Origin of the sequence: Paenibacillus ginsengihumi DSM 21568 (assembly GCF_000380965.1) — a bacterium.
Lineage (GTDB): Bacteria > Bacillota > Bacilli > Paenibacillales > NBRC-103111 > Paenibacillus_G > Paenibacillus_G ginsengihumi.
The window spans coordinates 104652-125268 of sequence record NZ_KB905550.1; the positions used below are offsets into that span (position 1 = coordinate 104652).

General features: G+C 59.8%; 18 protein-coding genes and 1 other annotated feature. Of the genes, 15 read left to right on the top strand and 3 right to left on the bottom strand.

What is annotated here, in order from left to right; genetic code table 11:
• Positions 1-2 precede the first annotated feature (2 nt).
• The 6 genes from F591_RS0102900 (at position 3) to ileS (ending at position 6021) form a co-directional block, all read left to right on the top strand.
• Positions 3-686 carry a YggS family pyridoxal phosphate-dependent enzyme gene (locus tag F591_RS0102900; protein WP_019533085.1) on the top strand — a complete coding sequence of 228 codons (684 nt, stop codon included), beginning with the start codon at positions 3-5 and terminating at the stop codon, positions 684-686.
• Between the two features lie 23 nt (positions 687-709).
• Positions 710-1165, top strand: coding sequence for a cell division protein SepF (locus tag F591_RS0102905; RefSeq protein WP_019533086.1), 456 nt, complete (start codon positions 710-712; stop codon positions 1163-1165).
• Between the two features lie 40 nt (positions 1166-1205).
• A complete protein-coding gene (locus tag F591_RS0102910) occupies positions 1206-1457 on the top strand; it encodes a YggT family protein (RefSeq protein WP_040740959.1) in 252 nt (83 codons plus the stop codon).
• Entirely contained in the window at positions 1454-2236 is a 783-nt protein-coding gene (locus tag F591_RS0102915) for a YlmH family RNA-binding protein (RefSeq protein ID WP_019533088.1), read from the top strand. The genes F591_RS0102910 and F591_RS0102915 overlap by 4 nt, the downstream gene beginning before the upstream one ends.
• A gap of 111 nt (positions 2237-2347) precedes the next feature.
• A complete protein-coding gene (locus F591_RS0102920) occupies positions 2348-2827 on the top strand; it encodes a DivIVA domain-containing protein (RefSeq protein ID WP_019533089.1) in 480 nt (159 codons plus the stop codon).
• 80 nt (positions 2828-2907) lie between these two features.
• Positions 2908-3178: a binding site (T-box leader), on the top strand.
• A gap of 74 nt (positions 3179-3252) precedes the next feature.
• The gene (gene ileS, locus F591_RS0102925; protein WP_019533090.1) at positions 3253-6021 is read left to right on the top strand and encodes an isoleucine--tRNA ligase; all 2769 of its coding nucleotides are present in this window, start codon (positions 3253-3255) and stop codon (positions 6019-6021) included.
• A gap of 202 nt (positions 6022-6223) precedes the next feature.
• Here ileS and F591_RS0102935 read toward each other — a convergent pair whose 3' ends face one another.
• Positions 6224-6991, bottom strand: coding sequence for a TraR/DksA C4-type zinc finger protein (locus F591_RS0102935; RefSeq protein ID WP_019533091.1), 768 nt, complete (start codon positions 6989-6991; stop codon positions 6224-6226).
• Between the two features lie 111 nt (positions 6992-7102).
• Here F591_RS0102935 and lspA point away from each other — a divergent pair, with 111 nt between their 5' ends.
• The 3 genes from lspA to F591_RS0102950 are packed head-to-tail and all read left to right on the top strand — an operon-like array spanning position 7103 to position 9823.
• Positions 7103-7630 carry a signal peptidase II gene (lspA, locus tag F591_RS0102940; RefSeq protein WP_026326333.1) on the top strand — a complete coding sequence of 176 codons (528 nt, stop codon included), beginning with the start codon at positions 7103-7105 and terminating at the stop codon, positions 7628-7630.
• Entirely contained in the window at positions 7627-8613 is a 987-nt protein-coding gene (locus F591_RS0102945; protein ID WP_019533093.1) for an RluA family pseudouridine synthase, read from the top strand. Before lspA ends, F591_RS0102945 begins: the two co-directional genes overlap by 4 nt.
• Positions 8614-8650: 37 nt before the next feature.
• Positions 8651-9823, top strand: a complete 1173-nt coding sequence (locus tag F591_RS0102950) for an aminotransferase A (protein ID WP_019533094.1) — start codon at positions 8651-8653, stop codon at positions 9821-9823.
• Between the two features lie 93 nt (positions 9824-9916).
• Here F591_RS0102950 and F591_RS0102955 read toward each other — a convergent pair whose 3' ends face one another.
• Positions 9917-11059, bottom strand: coding sequence for an N-acetyldiaminopimelate deacetylase (locus tag F591_RS0102955; protein WP_019533095.1), 1143 nt, complete (start codon positions 11057-11059; stop codon positions 9917-9919).
• Positions 11060-11138: 79 nt separating this feature from the next.
• Positions 11139-11855, bottom strand: coding sequence for a 2,3,4,5-tetrahydropyridine-2,6-dicarboxylate N-acetyltransferase (gene dapD / locus F591_RS0102960; RefSeq protein ID WP_019533096.1), 717 nt, complete (start codon positions 11853-11855; stop codon positions 11139-11141).
• A 403-nt stretch (positions 11856-12258) separates the two neighbouring features.
• Here dapD and pyrR point away from each other — a divergent pair, with 403 nt between their 5' ends.
• The 6 genes from pyrR (at position 12259) to pyrF (ending at position 20613) form a co-directional block, all read left to right on the top strand.
• Positions 12259-12843 (top strand): bifunctional pyr operon transcriptional regulator/uracil phosphoribosyltransferase PyrR, encoded by a 585-nt coding sequence (pyrR, locus tag F591_RS0102965; protein WP_019533097.1) that lies wholly within the window; start codon positions 12259-12261, stop codon positions 12841-12843.
• A complete protein-coding gene (locus tag F591_RS0102970; RefSeq protein WP_019533098.1) occupies positions 12828-13733 on the top strand; it encodes an aspartate carbamoyltransferase catalytic subunit in 906 nt (301 codons plus the stop codon). The genes pyrR and F591_RS0102970 overlap by 16 nt, the downstream gene beginning before the upstream one ends.
• Positions 13734-13793: 60 nt before the next feature.
• The gene (locus F591_RS0102975; RefSeq protein ID WP_019533099.1) at positions 13794-15077 is read left to right on the top strand and encodes a dihydroorotase; all 1284 of its coding nucleotides are present in this window, start codon (positions 13794-13796) and stop codon (positions 15075-15077) included.
• 181 nt (positions 15078-15258) lie between these two features.
• Positions 15259-16437, top strand: coding sequence for a glutamine-hydrolyzing carbamoyl-phosphate synthase small subunit (carA, locus tag F591_RS0102980; protein WP_019533100.1), 1179 nt, complete (start codon positions 15259-15261; stop codon positions 16435-16437).
• Complete coding sequence (carB, locus tag F591_RS0102985) at positions 16424-19639, top strand: carbamoyl-phosphate synthase large subunit (RefSeq protein WP_019533101.1); 3216 nt, start codon at positions 16424-16426, stop codon at positions 19637-19639. Before carA ends, carB begins: the two co-directional genes overlap by 14 nt.
• A gap of 245 nt (positions 19640-19884) precedes the next feature.
• Positions 19885-20613, top strand: coding sequence for an orotidine-5'-phosphate decarboxylase (gene pyrF / locus F591_RS0102990; RefSeq protein WP_019533102.1), 729 nt, complete (start codon positions 19885-19887; stop codon positions 20611-20613).
• Positions 20614-20617: the final 4 nt, after the last annotated feature.

Here is a 20617-nt window from a genome sequence, read left to right on the forward strand (position 1 = left end):
TAGTGTCGATGAAAGATCGGATCGAAGCCGTGGAGGCGCGCATCGCCGCGGCCTGCGCCAGAGCCGGCCGGGACCGCGGGGAAGTGGAAGTCATTGCGGTGACAAAGTACGTATCGCTGGAGACGACCGGCGAAGCTATCCGGGAAGGACTGCGCCATCTCGGCGAGAACCGGTGGCAGGACGCCGCTCCGAAGCTGCAGACATACGGGGAGGCGGCCGAATGGCATTTTATCGGTCATCTGCAGACGAACAAAGTGAAGGACGTTATCGGCAAATTTCGCTATATCCATTCGTTGGACAGGCTCTCGCTGGCCAAAGAGCTGGAGAAGAAAGCGGGGCAGCTGGGACTTACGGTTCCCTGCTTCATCCAGGTGAACGTATCCGGAGAAGAGAGCAAGTACGGTCTGGCCCCGGACAAGCTGCTGGAGTTTGCCGGCGAATTGAGAGCGTTTGAGCATTTGCGGATCGTCGGTCTCATGACGATGGCGCCGTACGAAGCGGAGCCTGAAGCGACGCGGCCGGTGTTCAGAGGGCTCAGAGAGCTGCGCGACCGGCTTAACCGGGAGGGCGTGCTCGGCTACGAAGCGCCGCATTTGTCCATGGGGATGTCAAACGATTTCGAAGTGGCGATCGAGGAAGGGGCGACTTGGGTTCGGCTCGGTTCGTCGCTCGTAGGTAGAGAATGACGTCTTTGAAGGAGGAGAGGAAGATGGGCGTGATGAACAAGGTCATGAATTTTTTGGGCTTGCAGGAGGAGGAAGAGGTCATCGAGCGCGAACGGGTGCGGGACCGCGATCCGGAGCGGGGGGCGGAGGCGTTTCACGATGAGGAATATGAAACCCACGCAACGGAGCTGCGTACTAAGAATAAGGCCAATATTGTGAGCATTCATTCGCAAAAGAACGTTCGCGTCATGCTGACGGAGCCCCGATCTTACGAAGAGACGCAGGAGATCGCCGATTACTTGCGCTCAAGACGACCGGTCGTCGTCAACCTGCACAAGGTGAGAGGTGAGCAGGCGACGCGGATCGTCGACTTTTTGAGCGGGACGGTGTATGCGCTGAACGGATCGATTTCCAAGATCGGAACGAACATTTTCCTGTGTACGCCGGATACGGTGGAAATTCACGGCTCCATCTCGGAAATGATGAACCCCGAAGACTGATGCTCCAGAAAACGAGGTGAACTTAGTGGCAGGCTATATAATGACACTGGTTGAAATATACCGGTACGTGCTGATCGCCTATATCCTCCTGTCCTGGCTGCCGAACGCGAGGGACAGCTTTATCGGCGAAATTTTAGGCAAGCTGTGCGAGCCGTATTTGTCGATCTTCCGTCGGTTCATTCCGCCGCTCGGCATGATCGACATCTCCCCGATTGTAGCGCTGATCGCGCTTCACTTCGTCGGATACGGACTCGTCACGGTGATTAGCTTTATAACAGGTGGGAGAATTTGACGAACGAGCATTTGTATCCGCATTTTCATCCGGACGAGCACCGCTTCGTCGACAAAGCGGCCGAATGGGTAGCGCGGGCGGAGCAGCACGACGTCAAGCTGACCGATTTTTTGGACCCGCGGCAAGCTTACATTTTGACGACGCTGGTGCAGCGCAGCGCGGATGTTCACGTCCGCTTCGAAGGCGGACATCCGGACGCCGAGCGGAGACGGGCGCTCGTTGCGCCCGACTACAGGGTGCTGGACGGCGAAGATATGGGCATTCGGCTCCTTTCCGTCGAATCGCCGGATGAGAAGCTGGGGCAGCTGGATCACGGTGATTACATGGGAGCGATTCTCGGCCTCGGCATCAAGCGGGAGAAGATAGGAGACATTCATGTGCGTCCGGACGGCTGCCATGTCGTAGCGGCGTCCGAGGTGGCCGATTTCATCCGTCTCCATCTGTCGCAGGTTCACCGGGTTCAGGTGCGGACAGAGCTGCTGCCGCTGGATCAGCTCCGGATCGTTCAGACGCGGCTTGAGGAAATGAGCTTTACCGTCGCTTCCATGAGGCTGGACGGCATTGCCGGCGACGTATGGCGCCTGAGCCGGGCCAAGGTGCTCGTTCCGATCAAGGCCGGACGCTGCAAGGTGAACTGGAAGCAGACGGAGGACCCGAGCCATCCGCTCAGGCAGGGCGATGTCGTCTCTCTCCAGGGATTCGGCAGATTCAAGCTCATGGAAGTCGAGGGCACGACCAAAAAAGGCAGGATTCGCGTAAAAATCGGCAAATATGTCTAAAATGCCGATTTTTTTTCATGAGCGGCAGCAGGAAAAACGGGGAAACCGTCGAATATAGCATAGCGTAATAGGATTGAGCTTGCCTGTCGCCAACATTCTAGGAGGTGCACCATGCCTTTAACGCCGCTTGATATACATAACAAGGAATTCAGCCGCAGCTTCCGCGGGTATGACGAGGATCAGGTCAATGAATTTCTGGATCAGGTGATCAAGGATTACGAGGCGCTGATCCGTGAAAATAAAGAGCTGCAAAGCCAGCTCGCCGCGATTCAGGAACGGCTCGACCATTTCGCGAATATCGAGGAGACGCTCAGCAAGACGATCATTATTGCCCAGGAAGCTGCCGATGAAGTGAGGAACAATTCCAAGAAGGAAGCGCAGCTGATCATTAAGGAAGCGGAGAAGAACGCCGACCGCATTATTAACGATTCGCTCGCCAAGTCGCGCAAGATCGCCCTGGAGATTGAGGAGCTCAAGAAGCAGGCCTCGATCTACCGCACCCGCTTCCGCACGCTGATCGAAGCGCAGCTGGAGCTGCTCAGCAAGGAAGACTGGACGTCGCTGGAACGGACGGAGCCCGAAGAGTCCTAAGCCTCGCTCGGGCAGACGGCTTGGAGGAAGTTGACGCGAGGCGCAATTTTCGCTATACTCCAGTAATAATAAGGCAAGATTCGAACGCGTTGATCGGGACGAGTACATGGCAGAAGCGGGAGCCAGCGAACCGGGGACTGGTGCGAGCCCGGACTTCCAAGCAGCTGTGGAAAATCACCCGTGAGCGGTCTCCCGAACGCCGGGGCCAAGAAGCCCTTGCCGGTAAGGAGACTCGGTTGATCCCGTTATCGATCGCAGAGAGTGAAGCTGTCATGCTCCCGGCATTCGGATGCGGGCTGGAGCCGCATGGCGCTTAATCAGGGTGGTACCGCGAGGCAACTCGTCCCTAGGGATGAGCGGCCTCTTTTTTGTTTACCCGGAATGAGCGGTGCACCCAAGGTCAAAACGAAAGTGGAGTGAAGAATATGGATTATGGAAAGACGCTGAATTTGCTGAAAACCGATTTTCCGATGCGGGGCAACCTGCCGCAGGCAGAGCCGAAAATGCAGGCGCACTGGGACGAGATCGACATCTACGGACTCGTTCAGCAGAGCCGCAAGGGGAGGCCGAAATTCGTCCTGCATGACGGTCCTCCTTACGCCAACGGAGACATTCATATCGGCCATGCGCTGAACAAAATTTTGAAGGATATCATCGTTCGCTTCAAGACGATGCAGGGCTTCGACGCCCCTTATGTTCCGGGCTGGGACACGCACGGCTTGCCGATCGAGCAGGCGATTGCCAACAGCGGCAAGGTGGACCGCAAGAAGATGGAGCTAAGCGAGTTCCGCAATTATTGCCGCGATTACGCGCTGGAGTGGGTCGAGCGGCAGAAGAAGCAGTTCAAGCGGCTCGGCGTGCGCGGCGACTGGAACAATCCTTACGTCACGCTGAAGCCCGAGTTCGAGGCGCAGCAAATTCGCGTATTCGGCCAAATGGTGAGCAAAGGCTACATTTACAAAGGCCTCAAGCCCGTCTACTGGTCGCCGTCCTCGGAGAGCGCGCTGGCCGAAGCCGAGATCGAATATAAGGACAAGACGTCCTCCTCGATCTACGTCGCCTTCGACGTGCAGGACGGCAAGGGCAAGCTCCCGGACGATGCCGCTATCATCATCTGGACGACGACGCCGTGGACGCTGCCTGCCAACCTCGGGATCAGCGTGCATCCGGATTTCGACTATGCCGTCATCGAGGCGAACGGCAAAAAATACGTTTTGGCCGAAGGGCTGCTGGAGCAAGCCGCCAAGACGATCGGCTGGACCGATGTCCGCGTGCTGTCGACAGTCAAGGGCGCGGAGCTCGAGCATGTGCTGTGCAAGCATCCGTTCTACGACCGGACCTCGCTCGTCATGACAGGAGAACACGTGACGCTGGAAGCCGGTACCGGCTGCGTGCACACGGCGCCCGGACACGGCGAGGACGACTTCGTCATCGGCCAGAGGTATAATCTCGGCGTGCTTTGCCCCGTGGACGATCAAGGGCATTTTACGGCGGAAGCGCCGGGCTTCGAGGGCATGTTCTACGAGAAGGGGAACAAGGTCGTCATCGAAAAGCTGGAAGCGTCCGGCCATCTGCTCAAGGCCGAGACGATTCAGCACCAGTATCCGCACGATTGGCGGACGAAGAAGCCGGTCATCTTCCGGGCGACCGAGCAATGGTTCGCTTCCATCGACAAGTTCAGACAGCAGATGCTGGACGAAATCAAGCGGATTCGCTGGACGCCGAATTGGGGCGAGCTGCGCATGCACAACATGATCGCCGACCGCGGCGACTGGTGCATCTCCCGGCAGCGCGCCTGGGGCGTGCCGATCCCGATCATGTATTGCCGCAGCTGCAACGAGCCGCTCGTCAATCAGGAGACGATCGAGCACGTTGCCGGCATCTTCGAGAAGGAAGGCTCCAACGCCTGGTTCGAGCGCGACGAGAAGGAACTGCTCCCGGCGGGAACGGTCTGCCCGAAATGCGGCCATGCCGAGTTCCGCAAGGAGACCGACATCATGGACGTGTGGTTCGACTCGGGCTCCAGCCACGTCGGCGTGCTGGAGACGCGGGAAGAGCTGCAGTGGCCGGCCGACCTGTATCTGGAGGGCTCGGACCAATACCGCGGCTGGTTTAACTCTTCGCTGATCACCGGCGTGGCGGTGCGCGGCGAGGCGCCTTACAAGGGCATTTTGAGCCACGGCTTTACGCTGGATGGAGAAGGGCGCAAAATGTCCAAGTCGCTCGGCAATACGGTCGATCCGAATCAGGTAAGCGACAAGCTGGGCGCGGACATTCTCCGGCTGTGGGTATCCTCCGTCGACTATCAGGCCGATATGCGGATTTCGGACAACATTTTGAATCAAATTTCGGAAGTGTACCGCAAAATCCGCAATACGCTGCGCTTCCTGCTCGGCAATCTGTCCGATTTCGATCCGGCCCAAGACCGGGTAGATCCGGCGGCGATGAACGAGCTCGACCGCTTCGCGCTGCTTCGTCTGCAGCGGATGATCGACCGCGTCGTCAAGGCGTACGACAACTACGAATTCCATACGGTGTATCAAGCCGTGCATCATTTTTGCGCGGTCGAGATGAGCGCGTTCTATCTCGACATTTTGAAGGATCGGCTGTATGCCAGCGCGCCCGAGGACCCTGCGCGACGCGCAGCGCAGACGGTATTGTACGATGCGCTGACGGCAATAACTAAATTGATCGCCCCGATTTTGCCGCATACGGCCGACGAGGTGTGGAGATACATTCCGGGCACGAGCCTGCCGAGCGTTCAGCTGGCCGAACTCCCGCCAGTTAACGAAGCGCTGCTCGACGAAGCGCTGGAGAGCAAATGGGAAAAGTTCAGCGCGCTGCGCGACGACGTGCTGAAGGCGCTCGAGGATGCGCGCAAGGAGAAGCGGATCGGCAATTCGCTGAGCGCGGCCGTGCATCTGTACCCCGACGCCGATACGCGGCAGCTGCTCGAAGGCTTCGACGCTTTGGAGACGCTGTTTATCGTCTCGCAGGTGAAGGTGCATGAGGCGGGAAGCGCGGCTCCGGAAGGCGCGCACCAGTTCAAAGGCCTGGCCGTTCAAGTAGCTTTGGCCGAAGGCGAGAAATGCGAGCGCTGCTGGATCGTGACTCCGGAGGTCGGCAGCGATGCGGAGCATCCGACGATTTGCCGCCGCTGCTCGGACGTGCTGAAAACCGCGCACGCACATTAATCCGGCCTGACCGGGCAGGCGAAGCGGGAGGCGGCCGGCGCGGCCGCCTTGCCCTTTGCCGCCGGGCCTTGCTGGCTTGCGGGAAACCTTTGACCTCGGCAAAAGCAAAATACGCGAAGCCGCAAACCGGCAGCATCCGCATCGCCCTGCCGCGCCGCCGGGCTCGCGCGGGCTCCGCTGCGCTTACGCTTTTGCTTGAAGCTTATTCGAGCTCCGGTTCGCGGGGCGCCTCCGGCTCGAGCAGCCCTTCGCCCTCGCCGGAGCGCATATAGTCCAGGTAAGGCCGGTTGCGGATGACGCTAACTTGCCGGCCATAGATGTCCGTCGCCAGGAAGCTTTCGTACGCTTCGACGTATCCGTCGTTTTCGTCTGCCTCCACTTCCATCTCGTCGTAATGGTTCGATACGTTGGGGTTTTCCGCCATTGCCGGCGTGTTGGAGGTGCCCCAGCTTTCGACGATTTGCCAGGCGTCCTCGCCGTCGAACTGATTTTGCTCCGCAAGCTCGTCCAGACTGGTTCGCCCGTACGGCGGTGTGAGCAGCCGCTCTTCCGCCGGCCGCTGCTCCAAGGCATGCGGATCGGGAACGTGCTCGACGCAGTACGCGGCAGCAGGATAAGCGCGCAGCCGCTCGTAAGGGATCGGGGCGCCGCATGTGCGGCAAAGGCCGTACTGCCCTTCCTCCATCCGCTGCAGCGCTTCTCGCACGTCGGTCAAATGGCGCTCGGCATTTTCGTTCAAAGCGATGTCTTTCCCGCGTTCGTACACTTCGCTGCCCAGATCGCCCGGGTGATTATCGTAAGCGGACAATTCGCCTGTCTGGGAGCGCAGCGAGTCGCCCAGGCCGTCATGCTCGTTTAACTCTATGCGGCTTTCCAGCCATTGTTTTTCGTCGATCAATGCTTGGCGAAGCTCGGCAAGATGGGAAGGCTGCAGCAGGCTGCCGGAGCGGGAGTGGCTCTCGTTGTTCACGGGTGGTGGCGCCTCCTTTTACGGTTTACGGATCAGACTGCATATGGCCGTATTTTTTGCTATTCCCACTGTTTTTAGCTAGGTAAATCCTTGAATCGGAGGAACTGCATGCTGATTTACTACATCTACGCGGCGATTGTCGTGCTGATCGATCAGGCTACCAAGCGGATCGTTGTGAACCGCATGGAGCTATACGAATCGATCCCGGTCATCGGCGAATTTTTTCAAATTACGTCGCACCGCAACAAAGGCGCCGCATTCGGCATTTTGCAAAACCAGCGCTGGTTTTTCATCATTGTTACCCTGTTTGTGGTGGTCGGCGTGATCTGGTATTTGTCCAAAATGGTCAAAGAGCGCCGCAAGCTGCTGCCCGTCGCGCTCAGTCTCGTGCTCGGCGGAGCGATCGGCAATTTCATCGACCGCCTGCTGTTCGGCGAGGTTGTCGATTTCTTTCATTTTACATTCCGGTTTCCTTGGTTCGGCCGGGAGATTGAATACCAGTATCCGATCTTTAACATCGCGGATTCCGCCATCGTCATCGGGGTCGGGCTTATTCTGCTCGATTCGCTGCTGTCCTGGAAGGAAGAGGCGAAGGCGGCCAAAGCGGCCAAGACGGCGGAAAGCGGGGAATCACAATGAATGACTTGGATCAGAAGGAACGGTACGCGATCGAAGGCGACGAGGAGGGCGCGCCGGAAACGCTGGAATGGACGACAGGGCCGGAGCAGGCCGGCGAACGGCTGGACAAATTTTTGACCGAGGCGCTGGAATCGTACGGGGACGGCTATTCCCGCTCGCAAGTGCAGCAGTGGATCAAGGATGGGCGCGTCACGGTCGGCGGCGCCGTGGTGAAGCCGAATTTCAAGCTGCCTGCAGCGGCGGCGGTGCGCCTGATCATTCCGGAGCCGGAGGCGGCGGAGATTGTGCCTGAGCCGATACCGCTGAATGTCGTGTACGAGGACAGCGACGTCATTGTCGTGAACAAGCCGCGCGGGATGGTCGTGCATCCGGCTCCCGGCCATACGGGCGGCACGCTCGTTAACGCTCTGCTGTATCACTGCCAGGATTTGTCCGGCATTAACGGAATTATGAGACCGGGCATCGTTCACCGCATCGATAAGGACACGTCCGGGCTCATTATGGCGGCCAAAAACGATGTGGCTCATGCCCGGCTGGCGGAACAGCTTAAAGAGCATTCGGCCGGGCGGAAATATATCGCGCTGGTGCACGGCAATGTGCCGCACGACCAGGGCACGGTGGACGCGCCGATCGGCCGCGATCCGAAGGAGCGGAAGCTGTTCACGGTGACGGACAAAAACAGCAAGCATGCGGTGACGCATTTTCAGGTGCTGGAACGGTTCGGGGATTATACGCTGCTGGAGCTGAAGCTGGAGACCGGACGAACGCATCAAATCCGGGTGCATATGAAATTTATCGGTCATCCCTTGGTCGGCGACCCGGCTTACGGTCCGGCCAAAAGCAAAGGCATTACGATGGAGGGGCAGGCTTTGCACGCGAAGCAGCTTGCCTTCGATCACCCGCGAACCGGGAAGCGGCTGTCGTTCGAGGCGCCGCTGCCTGACGATATGAACCGGGTGCTGGAAGCGCTGCGGCTGCGCTGACAGGGGATTTTCTGAAAATAGGGAAGAGGATGGCGTTATGATGACAGAGCATGCGCTGGAGCAATGGATCAATCCGCGCGTTACAGAAATTCAAATTTCGGGAATCCGGAAAATTTCCAATTTGGTCGCCAATTACAAGGACGCGATTACGCTGACGATCGGCCAGCCGGATTTTCCGACGCCGGACCATGTGATGCGGGCGGCCGAACGGGCGATCGCTGCAGGCCGGACGACGTATACCCCGAATGCGGGGCTGCTCGAGCTGCGCCAGGCGGCCGCTGCTTTTGTAAGCCGCAAATACGGTCTGAACTACGATCCCGCGGAGGAAATCATTATTACCGCCGGAGCCAGCCAGGCGCTCGATATTACGCTGCGCACGATATTGACCGAAGGCTGCGAGGTCATTTTGCCGGGGCCGATTTATCCCGGTTACGAGCCGATCGTGCGGCTGTGCGGCGCCGTTCCCGTCTATGTCGATACGGCGGCCAGCGGCTTCAAGTTGACGGCGGAGCTGCTCGAGCCTTATTTGACGGAACGGACGCGCGCCGTCGTCATGTGCTATCCGTCGAATCCGACAGGCCGGGTGCTGGGCTTGCGGGAAACGGAGGACTTGGCGAGGCTTCTGGCCGACAAAAATGTGTTCGTCGTGTCCGACGAAATATACAGCGAGCTCGTATACGAAGCGCCGCATGTTTCGATTGCTACGATGCCCGGCATGAGAGAGCGGACGATTGTCATCAACGGGCTGTCGAAGTCGCATTCGATGACCGGCTGGAGAGTCGGCTTTACGCTCGCTCCGGCTTATCTGGCGCGGCATATGCTGAAGGTTCATCAGTATAACGTGACGTGCGCCAGCTCCATCAGTCAATACGCGGCGATCGAAGCGCTGACGTCCGGCATCGACGATGCGGAGCCGATGAAGCGGGAATATGTCCGCCGCCGCGATTTTGTATACGACCGGCTGGTCGATATGGGATTCGAGCTCGCCAAGCCGGAAGGGGCGTTTTATTTGTTCCCGTCCATTCGCCGGTTCGGCCTGCCGTCCATGGAGTTTGCCATGAAGCTGCTGGACGAGCGGAAGCTGGCGGTCGTGTCCGGGGATGCGTTTTCGCCGTATGGGGAAGGCTATATCCGGATTTCGTACGCCTATTCGATGGAACAGCTGGAGCAGGCGATGGAGCGGCTGGACGCTTTCGTCAAAAGCCGATAAGAACAGCAAAAAAGAACCTCGAAGCCGCTGGCTTACCGGCCAGGCGCTCTGAGGTTCTTTTTCATTGGGAGCCCGCTAGCCGGCCCCGGCATTTTAGCTTTGCTGCGATTTCCAAGCAATGTACCGGGTCATCGTATCGATAGCATGGCCGATGGCTTCCTCGTTCGGCTCGATTTTAGCGTGGTGCAGGCCGTACGGCGTGTCGACGCCCAGCCAAAACATAAAGCCGGGAATGCGCTCCAGGAAATAGCCGAAATCTTCCCCCGTCATCGCCTCGCTGCATTCGATCAGCTGCATCTTGCCGTCCAGCCGCAGCCAGTCCATAAATTCGCGGGTAACCGTCTCTTCATTGTACACCTGCCGGTAATTGGCCCCGTAGTCGATTTCCGCCCGGCAGCCGAAGCCGGCCTCAATGCCTTGCAGGAGCTGCTCGATGCGCGATTTGACCAGCGTCATCGTATCCGCCGACAGCGTGCGGATCGTTCCCTCCAGCCGCGCTGTTTCCGCGATGATGTTCTGCTTCGTGCCACCTTCGATCTTGCCGATCGTAACGACGGCCGAGTCCAGCGGATTGACGCTGCGGGCGACGATCGTCTGCAGCTGGCCGACGAGCTGGCTGGCCGCTACGACCATATCGTTTGCCAGATGCGGGAACGCCGCGTGGCCGCCTTTGCCGATCAAATCGATGAACAGCTCGGACGTATTGGCGAACAAGATGCCCGGCTTCACGGCGATGGAACCGACCGGATATTCCGGAGCGATATGCAGGGCGAAAATCGTATCCGGCATCCAGTCCCGCAGCTCGTCGGAGGCCAGCATCGGCTGCGCTCCGCCCGGGCCTTCCTCCGCCGGTTGAAAAATAAACGTAAGGTCGTCGTCGATCGGATGCTCGGCAAAATGGGTCAAGATGCCGAGCGCGATCGCCATATGCATATCGTGGCCGCAGGCGTGCATGAAGCCGGGATGCTCGGAGCGGAACGGATAGCTCGTCTCCTCGGCGATCGGCAGTCCGTCCATGTCGGCGCGGTAGCCGAACCGGCGCTTGGGCGCCAGGCCTTTCACATTGACCAAAATGCCGGTTTTCCAGCGGCGCACCTCCAGCCTCTGCTGCGGCAGGCCGCCAATATAATCAAGCAAATATTGCTGCGTCTTAAATTCCTGGAATCCCGGCTCCGGAATCCGGTGAAGCTCGCGGCGGATTTGTACGAAGCGGTCGCCGGTCGAAGGAATAGACATGAGCGGCAAGCTCCTTTCATCGATGAAATGGAAGAAAGCCCGGCATGGACGCCGGGCCGTCGGGCAGCTGTTTGCGAAATTACAGCGTACGGAGATCTTTGAGAATTTCCGTCTTGGACTTTGTTTTGTCGTCCACTTTCTTGATGATGCGCGCCGGCGCGCCGGCAACGACCGTATATTCCGGCACATCCTCGACGACGACGGCGCCGGCCGCGACGACGGAGCCCTTGCCGATGCGCACGCCTTCGAGGATGACGGCATTGGCGCCGACGAGCACATCGTCTTCGATGACAACCGGCTGTGCCGAAGGCGGTTCAATGACGCCGGCAACGACGGAGCCTGCGCCGATATGGCACATTTTGCCGATTTGCGCACGGCCGCCGACGACGACGTTCATATCGATCATCGTGCCTTCGCCGATCGAAGCGCCGATATTGATCGCCGCGCCCATCATGACGATCGCATTGTCGCCGATGGATACTTTGTCGCGAATGATGGCGCCCGGCTCGATGCGGGCGTTTACGTTCTTCAGATCGAGCAGCGGAATGGCGGAATTGCGGCGGTCGTTCTCAACCACATAATCCTCGATGCTGCCGGCGTTGGCGTCGAGCACGGCTTTGATGTCGGCCCATTCGCCGAACAGCACGCCGCTGCTTCCCGAGATAAAGGATTTGATGGAGGAACCGAAATCGATCGCGTCAAGCTTTCCTTTGATATATACCTTCACCGGCGTCTTTTTGGTGCTGTTTTTAATAAAGTCGATAATTTCCTGGGTATTCATTTCGGATGTGGCCATAAGCAATGAATCGCTCCTTATCAAAATATTGGGGACGCGCGCCCCGCGACTACATCTTTTATAGCATAAAATAGGCCGGACAAGCAACGCACACTTGCTTCTTCAATCGACAAGAGGCGACAAGATAGTACCTCCGCCCGCCGAATGGCTATTGACATCCCATGTCGAACATGGGATAATGCTCGTAACTGAACAGCACCTTTAAATTCAGTCCCGTGAGGCTGGCAAGGTGAACGACAGGATGGAACGGATGTGGAATGCCGGGTCAGATCCGCATGGATCGGCGTGCCCTGCTCCGGAACACGTTTCGCCTCGCTATGCGCGCAAACCTTGCCATACCATTGTGGCAAGGTTTTTTTGCGTCAGCTCACGATGCTCATATCAGCCCGGGAGGTCGAAGGACATGGTTTCGCAGGAAGCGCATGTGCTTATGGACGAGGCGGCGATCCGCCGCGCTCTGACGAGAATTGCCCACGAAATACTGGAGAAGAACAAAGGCTTCGAGAACGGTCTCTTGGTCGGCATCCGCACGCGCGGGATTTACCTCGCCCGAAGAGTGGCGGAGAAGATCCGCGAAATCGAAGGGGTTCCGGTCGAAGTCGGAGAGGTCGACGTCACGAGCTACCGGGACGACCTGGCCGTGCCGAACGGCGAGCGCGGAAGAACGGAGGGCGCGGCTGGCGCGGCCGGAACCTTCAGCGTGCAGAACAGAAAGCTGATCCTGTTCGACGACGTGCTATTCACCGGCCGGACCGTTCGCGCCGCCATGGAGGCCCTGATGGACCGCGGCAGGCCGCAAATGATCCAGCTGGCGGTGCTGGTCGACCGCGGCCACCGGGAGCTGCCGATTCGTCCCGATTACGTGGGCAAGAACGTCCCGACCTCCAAGCTGGAAAGCATCGAAGTGCTGCTTCAGGAAGTGGACGGCGCTGACCGAGTAGTCATCGCCGGGCGGAGGAGGCCAAACGAATCATGCATATCCAAGTGAAGCCGGAGAAGCATTTGCTGGGCACCAAAGGCTTAAGCGCCGCGGAGATCGGTTCGATTCTCGACCGCGCGGCGCATTGGGAGCGCCACCCCGAGAAGGTGACGAACCAGCTGCAGGGACGGTTCGTGGCGAACATGTTTTTCGAGAACAGCACGCGCACCCGCTTCTCGTTCGAGGTGGCGGAGAAGCGGCTCGGCGCAGAGGTGCTCAATTTCTCCGCCGCTGTATCGAGCGTGCAGAAGGGCGAATCGATATACGATACGGTTCGCACGCTGGAATCGATGGGCATCGATGCCGGTGTCATCCGCATGAAGCCGAACGGGCTGCTGGCCGAGCTGGCGACGAAAATCAGCGTGCCGCTCATCAACGCGGGCGACGGAAGCAACGAGCATCCGACGCAAGCGCTGCTCGATCTGTATACGATGCGCAAGGAGTTCGGCGAATTCAAGGGGCTTAAGGTCGCGATCATCGGCGACATTCGCCACAGCCGCGTCGCCCGTTCCAATCTGTGGGCGCTCAAGACGCTCGGCGCCGAGGTCACCTTCTGCGCGCCGCAAGAGATGCAGGCCCCGGAGCTGGCGGAGCATGCGCCGTACGTGAGCATGGAGGAGTCGCTGCGCGCTGACGTGGTCATGATGCTGCGGGTGCAGCTTGAGCGCCACGAAGGCTCGCTCTTCGGCTCTGCCGAGCAATACCGCGCCGCATACGGGCTGACCGCCGAAAGAGCGGCCAAAATGGCGCCGCACGCCATCATTATGCATCCGGCTCCGGTGAACCGGAACGTAGAGATCGACGACGAGCTGGTGGAGTGTCCCCGGTCGAAAATTTTCGCTCAGATGAGCCACGGCGTTCCGATCCGGATGGCCGTCATCGAACGGGCGATGAGCTGAAAGAGGCAGACGAATATCGCCAAAGGGGCACAATACGATACGGTACAGGAGGCAGCACATATGGGCTTATGGATACTGAATGCGAGCGTTGCGGCTAACGGCAACGAGCGCTTGAGCAAGCATATTTTGACGGAAGACGGCATCATCGCCCAAATCATCGACGCAAGCGGCGGCCTGCCGGAGACGGCGGGGCACGAGACGATCGATGCCGCAGGCAGACTGGTTTCGGCCGGCCTGATCGACATGCACGTGCATTTGCGCGAGCCGGGCTTCGAGCACAAGGAGACGATTGCCACCGGCACGCGTTCCGCGGCGCGGGGCGGCTTCACGACGATCGCCTGCATGCCGAACACACGGCCGGTGATCGATACGCCGGAGACGGTGAAGCTGGTGCTCGATAAAGCCCGCAGCGAAGGCGTTGTCCGCGTCCTGCCTTACGGGTGCATCACGAAGAGCGAGCTCGGCCGCGAGCTGACCGACTTCGCGGCGCTGAAGGAAGCCGGTGTCATCGGCTACACGGACGACGGCGTCGGCGTGCAAAGCGCTTATATGATGAAGCAGGCGATGGCCAAAGCGGCGGCGATCGGGATGCCGATCATCGCGCACTGCGAGGACGATACGCTGATCGAGGGCGCTGCGGTAACCGATGGGGAGTTCGCCAGGAAGCACGGACTGAAGGGCATTCCGAACGAATCGGAAGCGATTCACGTCGGCCGCGACATTTTGCTGGCTGAAGCGACGGGCGTCCATTACCACGTCTGTCACGTCAGCACGGAGCAGTCGGTGCGGCTGATCCGCCAGGCCAAGCAGCTCGGCATCAAGGTGACGGCGGAAGTATGTCCGCACCACCTGCTGCTGTCGGACGAAGATATTCCGGGCCTGGACGCCAACTGGAAAATGAACCCGCCGCTTCGCTCGCCGCGCGACGTGCAGGCGTGCATCGAAGGGCTGGAGGACGGGACGATCGATATCGTCGTCACCGACCATGCCCCGCATAGCGCGGAGGAGAAGGCTAAGGGGCTGCAGCTGGCCCCGTTCGGCATCGTCGGGTTCGAGACGGCTTTCCCGCTGCTGTATACGAAATTCGTCGAGACGGGCCGCTGGACGCTGCAGTTTCTGATCGAGCGGATGACGAGCGAGCCGGCGCGCGTGTTCGGTCTGCCGTGGGGCAAGCTGGAAGTAGGCAAGGCGGCGGATCTGACGATCATCGATCTGCAGACAGAGCAGGAGGTAAACCCGGATACGTTCCTCTCGAAAGGACGCAATACGCCGTTCGCCGGCTGGAAGCTGAAGGGCTGGCCGGTTGCAACGATCGCAGGCGGCCGGGTCGTCTGGTCCGAATAGCCTGAACAGATAGACGAACGAAAGTCCGTGCAGAGTGCCCGGCGGTATCGCTGTACGGACGATTTTCTAACGGAAACGAGCGGCAGCAAGGCAGATCCGTCCAGCGGTTTCGCCTTTAACCTATTAGCATCCCGGCTTGCGCCAAGGGAGCAGGGATCACGTCATAAGGGAGTTGAGATCGATGCAGGCAAGATTGTTGTTGGAAGACGGAACGCTGCTTACCGGACAAGCATTCGGCAGCGAAGGCGATTCGGTCGGCGAGGTCGTATTCAATACAGGCATTACGGGGTATCAGGAGGTGCTCTCCGACCCTTCCTACTGCGGGCAAATCGTCACGATGACATATCCGCTGATCGGCAACTACGGCATTACGCGCGACGATTTCGAATCGGTGCGCCCCTTTATTCACGGCTTTGTCGTGCGCGAACACGAGACGGTGCCGAGCAACTGGCGGGCCGAATATTCGCTGGACAGCCTGCTGAAGGAGTACGGCATTATCGGCATCAGCGGTATCGATACGCGGATGCTGACAAGAAGAATTCGCCACCACGGCGTGATGAAAGGCATCTTGACGACATCCGCCAAGCGCGTCGAGGAGCTGATGGAGCAGCTCAAAGGCACTCCGCTCATGACGGATCAAGTGCCGCGCGTCTCGACCAAGAGCGTCTATAGCAGCCCCGGAACGAAAGAGCGGATCGTTCTCGTCGATTTCGGCTCCAAGAGCGGCATTTTGCGCGATTTGACCAAGCGCGGCTGCGACGTGGTCGTCGTGCCGCACAGCGCGACGGCGGAGCAGATTCGTCGCCTGGCGCCGGACGGCATTTTGCTGTCCAACGGGCCGGGGGACCCGAAGGACGTGCCGCATGCGGCGAAGATGATCGCCGAATTGCTCGGCGAGTTCCCGATCTTCGGCATCTGCCTTGGCCATCAGCTGTTCGCGCTGGCCAGCGGCGCCGATACCGAGAAGCTGAAATTCGGCCACCGCGGCGGCAACCATCCCGTCAAGGATCTGCGCACAGGACGCTGCTATATTACGTCCCAGAACCACGGTTACACGGTGAAGGAGGATTCGATCGCCGGCACCGAGCTTGAAGTGACGCACATCAACAACAACGACCGCACGATCGAAGGATTGCGGCACAAGAAATACCCGGCATTCTCGGTCCAATACCATCCGGAAGCGGCGCCGGGACCGTTCGACTCCAGCTACTTGTTCGATGATTTCCTGGAGATGATCCGCAAGCACAAGGCGGATCGCCCGCAGCCGCCGCGCCAGGCGCAATTCGCCGCGCAGGCGGCAGCGGACCGCAGCGGAGCCGCATCGTCAGCGAAAGGGGAACTGCACTATGCCGAAAAATAAAGAGCTCAAAAAAATTCTCGTCATCGGCTCCGGGCCGATCGTCATCGGCCAGGCGGCCGAGTTCGACTATGCCGGCACGCAGGCTTGCCAGGCGCTGAAGGAAGAAGGCTTCGAGGTCGTGCTGATCAACAGCAACCCGGCGACGATCATGACCGATACGAACATGGCGGACAAGGTGTATATCGAACCGATTACCGTTGATTTCGTCACGCAAATCATTCGTCAGGAGCGGCCCGACGGCCTGCTGCCGACGCTGGGCGGGCAGACCGGCCTGAACATGGCGGTCGAGCTGGCGCGGGCCGGCGTGCTGGAGCGCGAAAACGTGAAGCTGCTCGGCACACAGCTGTCTGCGATCGAGAAGGCGGAAGACCGCGATCTGTTCCGCGAGCTGATGCGCGAATTGGAGCAGCCGGTGCCGGAGAGCACGATCGTGACGTCGGTGCAGGAGGCGCTCGATTTTGCGAAGGAGATCGGCTATCCGATCATCGTCCGTCCGGCCTATACGCTCGGCGGCACGGGCGGCGGCATCTGCGCGACAGAGGAGGAGCTGCGCGAAACGGTTGCCTCGGGGATTCGCTACAGCCCGATCGGCCAATGTCTGATCGAGAAGAGCATCGCCGGTATGAAGGAAGTCGAGTACGAGGTCATGCGCGATGCGAACGACAACTGCATCGTCGTGTGCAACATGGAGAACTTCGACCCGGTCGGCGTGCACACGGGGGACAGCATCGTCGTCGCCCCGAGCCAAACGTTGTCCGACCGCGAATACCAAATGCTGCGCTCGGCGTCGCTCAAAATTATTAGCGCGCTCAAGATCGAAGGCGGCTGCAACGTGCAGTTCGCGCTCGATCCGCACAGCTATCAATACTACGTTATCGAAGTGAATCCGCGCGTGAGCCGTTCCTCGGCGCTCGCCTCCAAAGCGACGGGCTACCCGATCGCCAAGATGGCGGCCAAAATCGCCGTTGGCTATACGCTGGACGAAATCGTCAATCCGGTGACCGGACAGACGTACGCCTGCTTCGAGCCGACCCTCGATTATATCGTATCGAAAATACCACGCTGGCCGTTCGATAAATTCACTTCCGCCAACCGGAAACTCGGCACGCAGATGAAAGCGACCGGGGAAGTGATGGCGATCGGCCGCACGTTCGAGGAATCGATCCATAAAGCGGTGCGTTCCCTGGAGATCGGCGTGCACCGCCTGAGCCTGAAGGGCGCGGAACAGCTCGATCGGGAAACGCTGGAGCTGCGTCTGCAGAAGCCGGACGACGAGCGTCTTTTCCTGATCGCCGAGGCGCTGCGCCGCGGCTACAGCGTGCAGCAGCTGTACGACCTGACGCATGTGGACTGGTGGTTCCTGCACAAGCTGGAAGGCATGATCGCCTTCGAACAGGAGCTGCGCAAGCCCGAGCTGACCGCAGCGTTGCTCCGCGAAGCGAAGCGCAAAGGCTTCACCGACCGGGCGATTGCCGAAATTCGCCGCGAGGCGGAGGCGGCATTGAACTATACCGATGAAGCGGACATTCGCGCTTACCGCATAGGGCTCGGCATCAAGCCGGTATACAAAATGGTCGACACGTGCGCGGCCGAATTCGAGGCGACGACGCCGTACTATTACTCGACGTACGAGACGGAGGACGAAGTCAAGGAGACCGGCAAGCAGAAGGTCGTCGTTCTCGGCTCCGGACCGATCCGCATCGGGCAGGGCATCGAATTCGACTATTCGACCGTTCATGCGGTGTGGGCGATTCAAAATGCCGGATACGAAGCGGTCATCATCAACAACAACCCGGAGACGGTATCCACCGACTTCAATACGTCGGACCGGCTGTACTTCGAGCCGCTGTTCTTCGAGGACGTCATGAACGTGATCGAACGGGAGCAGCCGATCGGCGTCATCGTGCAGTTCGGCGGCCAGACGGCGATCAATTTGGCGGCGCCGCTGGCGAAGGCGGGCGTGCGCATTCTTGGCACCGATCTGGAAAATATCGACGCGGCCGAGGACCGCAAAAAGTTCGAAGCGCTGCTGCGCCAGCTGGACATTGCCCAGCCGCCCGGCGGCACCGTAACGTCGGTCGATGAGGCGGTCGGCATGGCTTCCCGCTTCGGCTATCCGGTGCTCGTTCGCCCTTCCTACGTGCTCGGCGGCCGGGCGATGGAAATCGTGTACTCCGATGAAGAGCTGCTGTCCTACATGGAGCACGCGGTCAAGATCAATCCGGAGCATCCGGTGCTGATCGACCGCTACATGCTCGGCAAGGAAGTGGAAGTCGATGCGATCTGCGATAAGGAAACGGTGCTGATTCCCGGCATTATGGAGCATATCGAGCGGGCGGGCGTCCACTCCGGCGACTCCATTGCCGTCTATCCGCCGCAGACGATCTCGGAGGAGATCAAGCGGCAGATCGTCGACATTACGACCAAGATCGCCCGCGGTCTGCAGGTTGTCGGCTTGGTGAACATCCAGTTCGTTATCTATCAGGATCAGGTGTACGTGATCGAGGTGAACCCGCGTTCGTCCCGTACGGTGCCTTTCCTGAGCAAAGTGACCAACATCCCGATGGCCAATGTCGCTACGAGAGCGATCATGGGCGAGAAGCTGGCCGATATGGGCTACACGTCGGGCTTGTGGCCGGAGGACGAATACGTATCCGTCAAGGTGCCGGTGTTCTCCTTCGCCAAGCTGCGGCGCGTCGATACGACGCTCGGGCCGGAGATGAAGTCGACGGGCGAAGTGATGGGCCGCGACAAAACATTTGCCAAGGCACTGTACAAAGGACTGATCGGCTCGGGCATGAAGGTGCCGCCGACGGGCGCGATCATCGCGACGGTCGCGGACAAGGACAAGCAGGAAGCCATCGGGATTCTCCGCGGCTTCGACCGCCTCGGCTACAAGATCGTGGCGACCGGCGGGACGGCGAAGGCGCTGGAGGAAGCGGGGCTCAAGGTCGAGCGGGTCAACAAGCTGAGCGAAGGCTCGCCGAACATCCTCGATCTGATCCGCGACGGGCAGGCTCATTTTGTCGTCAATACGCTGACCAAAGGCAAGACGCCGGAGCGCGACGGCTTCCGCATTCGCCGCGAGGCGGTGGAGAACGGAGTCGTCTGCCTGACCTCGCTCGATACGGTGAACGCGCTCCTGCTCGTGCTTGAGGCGATTTACTTCCAATCGACGCCGATGCCGGCGCATCAGGCATAATTTTTCGGGTAAGCATTAGCACAGTTTCTCCATGAACCCGGCGCGATAGGCCGGGGCATGTCCCGCAGCGCCGCGCAGCGAATCCCGCGCAGCCTACGAAAGCAGGATCGCTGCGGTTCCCCGCGCCGGCAGGCGGCTTAAGCCGCAGGCTGAATTTGCGGCGGGCATGCGGAGCAGCTGTGCTAATCGAATGAATGGGAGCCTGCATGGGCAGCGGCTCTGAAAGAGGATGGGGGGCAAGAAGCATGACCGAAACGACACAGACGGCCGAACGCATCATGGTCGCGCTCGATTACGCGACGGCGGCCGAGGCGGAGCGATTGCTTCGGATGCTGGAGGGCATTCCGTGCTATATGAAGGTCGGCATGCAGCTGTTTTACAGCGCAGGCCCGGATTTCGTCCGGCAGCTGAAGGAACGGGGATATAAAGTATTTCTCGATTTGAAGATGCACGATATTCCGAATACCGTCAAAGGGGGAGCGGAGAGCATCACCCGCCTCGGCGTGGATATGTTCAACGTGCATGCGGCCGGCGGCAAGCGGATGATGGAGGCGGCGCTCGAGGGCGTTGACAAAGCGCTGAACGGAACGGGCGCGAGGCCGATCGTCATCGCCGTGACCCAGCTGACCAGCACCGATCAGACGGTCATGAATCGGGAGATCGGCATTCCGGGCACCGTGGAGGATGCCGTCGTTCGATATGCCCGGACGGCTCAAGCTGCGGGGCTTGACGGGGTGGTCGCTTCGCCGCGCGAGGTGGTGCGGATCAAGAGCGTCTGCGGCGCACAATTCGCCACCGTCACTCCGGGCATTCGCCCTGCCGGTTCGGCAATCGGCGACCAGTCGCGCGTCATGACGCCTGCCGAGGCGTTCGCTCAAGGCACCGATTACGTGGTGATCGGCCGTCCGATTACGGGGGCGGACGATCCGCGGGCGGCGCTGGAAGGCATTGTCGCTTCCATCCACCAGGCATAAGGCC

Excerpts from the sequence above, each read along its gene's own strand:
- F591_RS0102905 (WP_019533086.1), top strand. The coding sequence starts at position 710 with ATGGGCGTGATGAACAAGGTCATGAATTTTTTGGGCTTGCAGGAGGAG.
- F591_RS0102910 (WP_040740959.1), top strand. The coding sequence starts at position 1,206 with ATGACACTGGTTGAAATATACCGGTACGTGCTGATCGCCTATATCCTC.
- F591_RS0102920 (WP_019533089.1), top strand. The coding sequence starts at position 2,348 with ATGCCTTTAACGCCGCTTGATATACATAACAAGGAATTCAGCCGCAGC.
- ileS (WP_019533090.1), top strand. The coding sequence starts at position 3,253 with ATGGATTATGGAAAGACGCTGAATTTGCTGAAAACCGATTTTCCGATG.
- F591_RS0102945 (WP_019533093.1), top strand. The coding sequence starts at position 7,627 with ATGAATGACTTGGATCAGAAGGAACGGTACGCGATCGAAGGCGACGAG.
- F591_RS0102950 (WP_019533094.1), top strand. The coding sequence starts at position 8,651 with ATGATGACAGAGCATGCGCTGGAGCAATGGATCAATCCGCGCGTTACA.
- F591_RS0102955 (WP_019533095.1), bottom strand. The coding sequence starts at position 11,059 with ATGTCTATTCCTTCGACCGGCGACCGCTTCGTACAAATCCGCCGCGAG.
- dapD (WP_019533096.1), bottom strand. The coding sequence starts at position 11,855 with ATGGCCACATCCGAAATGAATACCCAGGAAATTATCGACTTTATTAAA.
- pyrR (WP_019533097.1), top strand. The coding sequence starts at position 12,259 with ATGGTTTCGCAGGAAGCGCATGTGCTTATGGACGAGGCGGCGATCCGC.
- F591_RS0102970 (WP_019533098.1), top strand. The coding sequence starts at position 12,828 with ATGCATATCCAAGTGAAGCCGGAGAAGCATTTGCTGGGCACCAAAGGC.
- F591_RS0102975 (WP_019533099.1), top strand. The coding sequence starts at position 13,794 with ATGGGCTTATGGATACTGAATGCGAGCGTTGCGGCTAACGGCAACGAG.
- carA (WP_019533100.1), top strand. The coding sequence starts at position 15,259 with ATGCAGGCAAGATTGTTGTTGGAAGACGGAACGCTGCTTACCGGACAA.
- carB (WP_019533101.1), top strand. The coding sequence starts at position 16,424 with ATGCCGAAAAATAAAGAGCTCAAAAAAATTCTCGTCATCGGCTCCGGG.
- pyrF (WP_019533102.1), top strand. The coding sequence starts at position 19,885 with ATGACCGAAACGACACAGACGGCCGAACGCATCATGGTCGCGCTCGAT.